This is a genomic window from Streptomyces sp. NPDC052721 (assembly GCF_040678315.1).
GTDB lineage: Bacteria > Actinomycetota > Actinomycetes > Streptomycetales > Streptomycetaceae > Streptomyces.
This window is the reverse complement of record NZ_JBFATL010000049.1, coordinates 56,973-60,309: the sequence shown is the minus strand read 5'-3', so window position 1 is coordinate 60,309 and position 3,337 is coordinate 56,973. Positions and strand designations below refer to the sequence as shown.

Sequence of the window (3,337 nt, the reverse complement as noted above, 5' to 3'; positions counted from 1 at the left end):
TCGTACTGGATGTACTTGGGTCGGGGCCCGGTGCGGCGAGAGTGCGTGCATGGCGTCGCGCGGCAGACGGGAGTTTGACGACAGGGCCTAGCCCTGCTGGACGATCCCGACCCGTGGTCCGGCGCGCCGCCGCCGACGTGGTGGGGTCCTGCACCAGCCCGGGTGAGCTGACCCTGCCCGCGCTGCTGCGGCGCCGGCGGGCGGAGGACGATCCGGTGACCCGGCTGGACCTCGTCCTCGCCCTCGGCCGGGCGGCCCCGCGCGAACCTCTTCCAGGGCTCTGCGGTGGCTGTTCCGGCATGGCGCCGCCTGCCGCGCCTGCGCGACGGTGACGCGCACCGGGGCGGGGACGCCTGTGGTGTGACCGGCGGGCCTGTGGGCTGTGTGCCGGCCGGGTGCGCCCTGGTGGGCGGTGAGACGGCCGGACACCCCGGCCTGACCCGACCGCCGTCACCTCTCTTCCGCCGTCACCCCGCCTGAGCCGTCGCGCGGCACTCCGGGCGCGCCCTCACCCCACCGTCGGCACCCCCGCCTCCACGGCCCCCGGCGCGACCGTCTCCGGCGCCGCCGCCTCCGCGGGCCCGCCGCGTCCCGCGAACTGCGTCCGGTACAGCTCGGCGTACCGGCCCTCCGCCGCCAGCAGTTCCTCGTGCGTGCCGCGTTCCACGATGCGGCCGGACTCCACGACCAGGATCTGGTCGGCGGCGCGGACCGTGGACAGGCGGTGGGCGATGACCACGGCGGTGCGGCCCTCCAGGGCCTCCGTGAGCGCCTCCTGGACGGCCGCCTCGGAGGTGTTGTCCAGGTGGGCGGTGGCCTCGTCCAGGATGACCACCCGCTGTCGGGCGAGCAGCAGCCGGGCGATGGTCATGCGCTGGCGTTCGCCGCCGGAGAGCCGGTAGCCGCGCTCGCCGACGACCGTGTCCAGTCCGTCGGGCAGGGACCGGACGACGTCGGCGAGGCGGGCGCGGCCGAGGGCGTCCCACAGCTCGTCGTCACCCGCGTCCGGGCGGGCCAGCAGCAGGTTGGCGCGGACGGTGTCGTGGAAGAGGTGGCCGTCCTGGGTGACCATGCCGAGCGTGGCCCGCAGGGAGGCGAAGGTGAGGTCGCGGACGTCGACCCCGCCGATGCGCACCGCGCCCGCGTCGACGTCGTACAGGCGCGGCAGGAGCTGGGCGATGGTCGACTTGCCGGCGCCGGAGGAGCCGACGAGGGCGACGGTCCGGCCGGGTTCGGCGCGGAAGGAGATGCCGCGCAGCACCTCGGTGCCGCCGCGGGTGTCGAGCGCGGCGACCTCCTCCAGGGAGGCGAGGGAGACCTGGTCGGCGGACGGGTAGGAGAAGCGGACGTCGTCGAACTCGACGGCGACCGGGCCGTCGGGGACCTCGCGGGCGTCCGGCTTCTCGGCGATGAGCGGCTTGAGGTCGAGCACCTCGAAGACCCGCTCGAAGCTGACGATCGCGCTCATCACCTCGACCCGGGCTCCGGCGAGCGCGGTCAGCGGGGCGTACAGGCGGGTCAGCAGCAGGGCGAGGGAGACGACCGCGCCGGGCTCCAGGGTGCCGCGCAGCGCGAACCAGCCGCCGAGGCCGTAGACGAGGGCCAGGGCGAGGGCGGAGACGAGGGTGAGGGAGGTGATGAAGACCGACTGGGCCGTGGCCGTGCGCACGCCGATGTCCCGGACCTGGGCGGCCCGCGCCGCGAACTCCGCCGACTCCTCCTCCGGACGCCCGAACAGCTTGACCAGGGTGGCGCCGGGGGCGGAGAACCGCTCGGTCATCCGGGTGCCCATGGCCGCGTTCAGCGCCGCCGCCTCGCGCTGCATGCGGGCCATCCGGCTGCCCATGCGGCGGGCGGGCAGCACGAACACCGGCAGGAGGACGAGCGCGAGCAGGGTGATCTGCCAGGACAGGGTGAGCATCACGGCGAGCGTGAGCAGCAGGGTGACCAGGTTGCTGACGACGCCGGAGAGGGTGTTGGCGAAGGCCCGCTGGGCGCCGATCACGTCGTTGTTGAGACGGCTGACCAGCGCGCCCGTACGTGTACGTGTGAAGAACGCGACGGGCATGCGCTGCACATGATCGAACACAGCCGTTCTGAGGTCGAGGATGAGTCCCTCCCCGAGCGTCGACGACAGGCGGCGGCCGAGGATGCCGAGCCCCGCCTCCGCGAGCGCCACGAGCGCGATGAGCAGGGAGAGCCGGACCACCGTGCCGGAGTCGTGCCCCGCCACGATCGCGTCGACGACGCGGCCGGCGAGCACGGGGGTCGCGACGGCGAGCAGGGCGGTCACCACCCCGAGCAGCACGAACCGGACGATGCCGGCGCGGTGCGGGCGGGCGAAGGCGGCGATGCGGCGCAGGGTGGCGCGGGCGAAGGGGCGACGCTCGGACTGCGCGTTCATCACGCTGTGCAGCTGCGTCCAGGCGGTGGTCTCCATGCTCATGGAAGAGACCGTAGAACCTCAAGGCTCGTTGAGGTCAATGTCCGCGACGGTTCACCCGCTGTCGGGGTGCCCCGGAGAACCTGTGCGGATGTGTCTGCCGTCCCCCTCCCCCGTCCGCGCGTGCCCCGGCGCCTCCCGGTGCGCCAGGTGCTGTGCCTGGTGCCGCTCGTGCTCGTCGCCGTGGCCGCCGCCGTCACCCGGCAGGGCGCGGTGCCGCGGCCGCTGCCGAAGGGGCGGGTGCCGGCCACCCGGTTCGCGGCGGGCGCGGCCAGCCATCCGCTGCCGACCGGGCTCGGCGCGGGCGCCGTGAACCTGCGCTTCATGACCGTGTGCGCGGTGCCGCCGACGCGTGCCTCGGCCGCGCTCGCCCTGTATCCGCCGGCGGAGTGCGTGGGCCGGCTCGGGCCGCCGGCCGCGCCGCTGTTCGCGTTCGCGGACGCGCTGCGGCCCGGCCCCCTGCTGCCGGACGGCTCGGCGCTCCCGCTGCTGCTGGGCGCGGCGGGCCTGCCGGCCGTGGCGGGGGCCGTGGCGGCGCTCGTACGACCGCTGCGCACGCGCGTGTCCGTGTTCGCGCGGGACGCCCTGGACGAGACCCGGCCGGTGCACACCCGGCCGGCCCGCGTCCTCGCGCTGTGGGGCGGCTCGCCGGCCTTCCCCGCGCTCCAGGCGGCCGGGCTCGCGGCCGTCGGGCAGGCGCTGCGGCTGCCGGTGCCTCCCGCGCACATGGTGCCGGCCCGCCTCGCCGGGACGGTCGCGGTGCCCTGGTGCCCACGCCCGGCGGGCTGGGGCCCGGGGAGGCGGCGCTGATCGTGGCCCTGGTCGCGGGGGGGGGGCCCCCCCCCCCGGGGGGGCGGGGGGGGGCGGCCGCCCCCGGGCTGGGCCGGCGGGGGC

General features: G+C 76.3%; 2 protein-coding genes and 1 pseudogene. 2 read left to right on the top strand and 1 reads right to left on the bottom strand.

The features are described from left to right. Positions 1–113 precede the first annotated feature (113 nt). Positions 114–332 (top strand): hypothetical protein, encoded by a 219-nt coding sequence (locus AB0L21_RS33755; protein WP_365788131.1) that lies wholly within the window; start codon positions 114–116, stop codon positions 330–332. A 176-nt stretch (positions 333–508) separates the two neighbouring features. Here the strand turns inward: AB0L21_RS33755 and AB0L21_RS33750 are convergent, their stop codons facing one another. Beyond that, positions 509–2,440: an ABC transporter ATP-binding protein gene (locus tag AB0L21_RS33750; RefSeq protein ID WP_365788132.1), complete on the bottom strand. Its 1,932-nt coding sequence runs from the start codon at positions 2,438–2,440 to the stop codon at positions 509–511. Positions 2,441–2,584: 144 nt separating this feature from the next. On the opposite strand from AB0L21_RS33750, the pseudogene AB0L21_RS33745 reads away from it, so the two are divergent. Next, positions 2,585–3,337, top strand: a pseudogene (locus tag AB0L21_RS33745) (TIGR00374 family protein); the annotation flags it as partial.

What these genes read in the sequence shown, in the direction of transcription:
- AB0L21_RS33750 (WP_365788132.1), bottom strand. Translation starts at nt 2,440, where the DNA reads ATGGAGACCACCGCCTGGACGCAGCTGCACAGCGTGATGAACGCGCAG.